Annotated in this window: 5 protein-coding genes; 4 read left to right on the forward strand and 1 reads right to left on the reverse strand. The window is 43.5% G+C overall.

Going from position 1 to position 4,206, the window contains the following annotated elements:
* The coding region (locus tag ACFO8Q_RS03415; protein WP_380024297.1) for a Ger(x)C family spore germination C-terminal domain-containing protein at positions 1–353 on the forward strand (353 nt) is incomplete at its 5' end.
* A gap of 56 nt (positions 354–409) precedes the next feature.
* Here the strand turns inward: ACFO8Q_RS03415 and ACFO8Q_RS03420 are convergent.
* The gene (locus tag ACFO8Q_RS03420) at positions 410–709 is read right to left on the reverse strand and encodes an MTH1187 family thiamine-binding protein (protein WP_380024298.1); all 300 of its coding nucleotides are present in this window, start codon (positions 707–709) and stop codon (positions 410–412) included.
* A gap of 181 nt (positions 710–890) precedes the next feature.
* On the opposite strand from ACFO8Q_RS03420, the gene ACFO8Q_RS03425 reads away from it, so the two are divergent.
* The 3 genes from ACFO8Q_RS03425 to ACFO8Q_RS03435 all read left to right on the forward strand — a co-directional run bounded on the left by ACFO8Q_RS03425 (position 891) and on the right by ACFO8Q_RS03435 (position 4,061).
* Positions 891–1,658: an IclR family transcriptional regulator gene (locus tag ACFO8Q_RS03425; RefSeq protein ID WP_380024300.1), complete on the forward strand. Its 768-nt coding sequence runs from the start codon at positions 891–893 to the stop codon at positions 1,656–1,658.
* A 340-nt stretch (positions 1,659–1,998) separates the two neighbouring features.
* Complete coding sequence (locus ACFO8Q_RS03430; protein ID WP_380024301.1) at positions 1,999–2,691, forward strand: GntR family transcriptional regulator; 693 nt, start codon at positions 1,999–2,001, stop codon at positions 2,689–2,691.
* 131 nt (positions 2,692–2,822) lie between these two features.
* The gene (locus ACFO8Q_RS03435; RefSeq protein WP_380024303.1) at positions 2,823–4,061 is read left to right on the forward strand and encodes an allantoate amidohydrolase; all 1,239 of its coding nucleotides are present in this window, start codon (positions 2,823–2,825) and stop codon (positions 4,059–4,061) included.
* Positions 4,062–4,206 lie beyond the last annotated feature (145 nt).

The raw sequence follows: 4,206 nt of genomic DNA on the forward strand, positions 1-4,206 counted from the left end.
AAGGATTTCAGTTATCCACAGCACCCCTTGGGGTGCCTACTTTTAGGCCTATACTGTCGAACCCGGGTGATCCTAAGTCGATTGAATCTGTGCAGCAGTTACTGGAACAGGATATCAAGGAACGGATGCAAACAGCGCTCGAAAAGGCACAAAAACAGTTTAAATCTGATATCTTTGGATTTGGCGCAGCCGTAAACAGAACCTACCAAAAAGAGTGGAATACAAAGTTCAAACAACGGTGGGAAGAGGAATTTCCGCGGTTGGAAGTGCAGATCAGTCCACATGTAACAGTGGTTCGCATCGGTCTTACCATCAAATCACTGACAGGAAAAGAGCAGGAGTCCAAAAAATAAGAGCCAGTAAAAAAAGCCTGGCTCTTTTCTTTGATAACCTGTACGCGTCTGATGTTTCACTGCAGTGATTGTTGAACGACTTCAACCTGCCGACTCATGTCCATAGTTTTATCTGTTCTATGATCGATACTGATATTGGTTATGACTCGATCAACCCCGTTGGTAAACGCGTTTTGATGAATTTCTTTCGCCATATCCAGCAATTGGTTCAAGTCTCCTTCAATAATGGTGGCCGTAGGAGTGATCTGATACTTGAGTCCTTTTTGCTCGAGCATGCGAATCGAATTTGTTACGCAGGAACTGAAACTTGGCGTATTTGTTCCGACGGGAACCACACTGATTTCAAGAAGCGGCATTTGCTTTCTCTCCTTTTTGAAATTTGCATATATAGAATTTCTAACTAAAGAAAAAATTATGCGGTGTTGAGATACTGACCTATCCAATTGGCAGAATTTTTACTACCCCAGCGTCTCTTATGTGATAATATTTATTATGAATATAGTTTCCATTAAAAATAAGCACAGAGGTGTTTCACATATGCCAACTGACAACCTTGTTCAATCTGTTGATCGGGCCTTACAGATTCTTGAAATTGTAAGTTCAAGAAAAGAAGGCTACGGAGTGACTGAAATATCGAAGAAAATGCTTTTGAATAAAACTTCAGTTTATCGAATGCTCTCTACATTGGTGAAGCATGGATTAGTCGAACAAGATGCAGAGACCGAACGATACAAACTCGGCTACAGGGTCTTGGAATTAAGCTCCACATTGCTGGATTCCATTGACTTGCGGGTAGAGGCAAAACAGTTTTTAAAGGAATTGGAGAATATTACCAATGAAGTGATTCATCTTGTAGTGTATGATCGTGGCGAAGTGGTCTATATCGAGAAATTGGAAGGAACTGAAACTCTTCGGACGCATTCAAGAGTAGGGACCAGGGCTCCGATGCATTGTACATCTCTTGGGAAAGCGATTTTAGCTCATTTACCGACCAGCGAAGTTTCAGAGATTATTGAGAAGTATGGTTTACCGAAACATACGGATAAGACGATCACTGATAAAGATGTTTTGTTAAAACAGCTGATAAAAATTAGGGAACAGGGATATGCGGTGGAATTTGAAGAAAATGAGCCCGGGGTTAATTGTATTGCATCCCCTATTTTTGATCATACAGGCAAAGTTGTGGCTGCAGTCAGCATTTCGGGACCCGCAATGAGGATGACAAAACAGAGACTCAATGAATTGAAGGATAAAATTATTGATATAAGCCAAAAAATTTCAAATAGACTTGGGTATCGACGATGATATCACTCGTGCAAATCCCGGTATGCATTAAAGAGCAAATTCAGCATGGAGGCTGGCATGCTCTTTTATAATTTTTAAAAAATTATTGTCAAAATAACGATATCTGTGATATAGTAGTAATACATCAGAAAATAAGAAATATAGTTTCTTAATAAGAAACGTAAAAATGTGTTGTGATCCTTCTGTTATACTGGTCATGAAAGCGCTGACAATTATTGAAAATTGTTGAGCGCAAAAACAAAAAAATGATATACTATGTACAAGTTTATCCAGAATCGTACACAATACAGCATCCAGTAAACAATACAATCATGATTGATGTAAGAGGGGATCTGAGGAAATGACACAAGCTAATGAAGCAGAAATTTATAAAGAAATTAAACAGGCGATTATCCAGCAAAAACTTCGTCCCAATATTCAGTTGGTTGAGGATGTTATAGCTGAATCTTTTGGTGTTAGCCGGACTCCTGTCCGCAATGTGCTTCGTCGACTGGCATATGAAAAATTGGTAAAGATCATCCCTCATAAAGGAACTTTTGTATCCTGTCCTACTGTGGAGGAAGCTAAAGAAGTGTTCGAAATGCGGCGGGTACTGGAGGCAGATGGCATTCGAAAAGCTTGCAGCCGTTTGACCGAGAAGCAATTCCAACAGCTTAAATCGCTGTTGCATGAAGAACACGAATTGCACGATAAGGGGGATTTGCTTGGAGCTCTGCAAATTTCAGGTGATTTTCATTTAAAAATAGCAAAAATTGCCGGAAACTCTTATTACTACCGATATCTTGAAGAATTGGTTTCCTTGACTTATGTGATTATCGCTTTTTATGGACAGAGACAACAATTGACATTCTGCCGTGACAATGAGCATGAGCAGATCTTGAACGCGATGAAACGGCAGGATGAAAAACTTGCCGAACGCCTGATGTTGGAACATCTTACACACATTGAAAAGAACTTGGATTTTGACGAAACTTTTGCGACTCCAATGTCATTGGCCGACATTTTCAAAGTCCGGGTGGATTCGTCGCTTTAGTTCACCCCTATTTTGTTTAAATATTCAGATTATTTATGTTTTTATGGATTATATTGTATACAATAAGGTATTCATACAAACACACAATATTGGATTGTATTTTGGACGTTAAGAAGAAGGAGAGAGTGTGAATGCAAGCGCTCCGTCAAAAAGTAAACGCAGACCGAATTGCAGAGCGAATTGAAGAACTCGCGAAATGCAGCACAACCGAACGCGGTGTAACCCGTCTTTCCTTTACAAAGGAAAGCGAAACAGCCAACGAGCTGGTGGCCGGGTGGATGCGGGAAGCAGGCATGTCGGTCCGACGGGATGAACTCAACAACATTATCGGGCGTTACGAAGGGAATCAACCGGATGCTCCGGCCCTGCTGATCGGATCACATCTCGATTCGGTGATTGAGGCCGGGAAATACGACGGGATTCTCGGGGTCATTGCTGGGATTGAGGTGGTACAAACCCTGTTTGAAAACGGAATCAGGCCCAAACATCCCATTGAAGTAATCGGATTTTGTGATGAAGAAGGAACCAGATTCCATACGACACTGCTTGGGAGTCGGGCGATAGCCGGCGACTTGCAGGAGGAAGACCTGCAAGCAAAGGACGCCAAAGGGATCACGCTTGCGGATGCCATGAAAGAGATCGGTCTTGATCCTGCAAATTATCGATTGGCTGCCCGTGACCCGAAAACGCTCCTTGGCTACCTGGAACTGCATATCGAACAAGGGCCGGTTCTGGAACAAATGAATCAAGCCTGCGGGGTGGTTTCCGGAATCGCCGGACAATCCAGATATCAATTCCGTGTGGAAGGATTGGCGGGGCATGCGGGAACCGTTCCGGTTCCAATGCGAAAAGATGCACTCGTCGGAACGGCTGAGATGATCCAGGCCATCGAACGGAGCGCTCTCCAACATGAGAATCTGGTGGCGACGGTCGGGAAATTGTCTGTGTCTCCAGGTGCCAGCAATGTGATTCCGGGATTGGTCGAAGGAACGCTTGACATCCGGTCGATCGACGATGAAATCAGATTGGCCGCACTGAACAGTATCCTTGAAGAGTGTAAGAGCATTTGCGAGCGGCGCGGATTGGCATGCGAGTTCAGCAAAGTCATGGAATCCCCTGCTGTTCCCTGTTCCAGCCGTTTGATCGAAGCGATTTCATCGGTGCTTGAGGAACGCAACATGAAGTCCGTTCAAATCGTCAGCGGGGCTGGGCATGACGCTATGGCAGTGGCTGCCATAACCGAAATTGGCATGATCTTTGTGAGATGCAAAGACGGTCTGAGTCATCATCCGGATGAATTTGCAACAACAGAGGATATGGGAGTGGGAGCTTCTGTGCTGCTGGATGTGGTTCTGAAGCTGACTTCATAAAAAGGGGGAACAAGTCAATGAATACGATCAAATGTGAAGCCAAGCAGGAAATCCTTCAATGGATTGAATCTGAACAAGAAAACCTGATCAAATTTCTGCAAGAACTTGTAGCCATTCCGTCAGACAATCCGCCGGGGGACTGCTA

Source organism: Effusibacillus consociatus (genome assembly GCF_042652925.1).
GTDB classification, from domain to species: Bacteria; Bacillota; Bacilli; order Tumebacillales; family Effusibacillaceae; genus Effusibacillus; species Effusibacillus consociatus.

Bases quoted from the DNA above. Each gene is read 5' to 3' on its own strand.
- ACFO8Q_RS03420 (WP_380024298.1), bottom strand. From the start codon at position 709: ATGCCGCTTCTTGAAATCAGTGTGGTTCCCGTCGGAACAAATACGCCA.
- ACFO8Q_RS03435 (WP_380024303.1), top strand. From the start codon at position 2,823: ATGCAAGCGCTCCGTCAAAAAGTAAACGCAGACCGAATTGCAGAGCGA.
- ACFO8Q_RS03425 (WP_380024300.1), top strand. From the start codon at position 891: ATGCCAACTGACAACCTTGTTCAATCTGTTGATCGGGCCTTACAGATT.
- ACFO8Q_RS03430 (WP_380024301.1), top strand. From the start codon at position 1,999: ATGACACAAGCTAATGAAGCAGAAATTTATAAAGAAATTAAACAGGCG.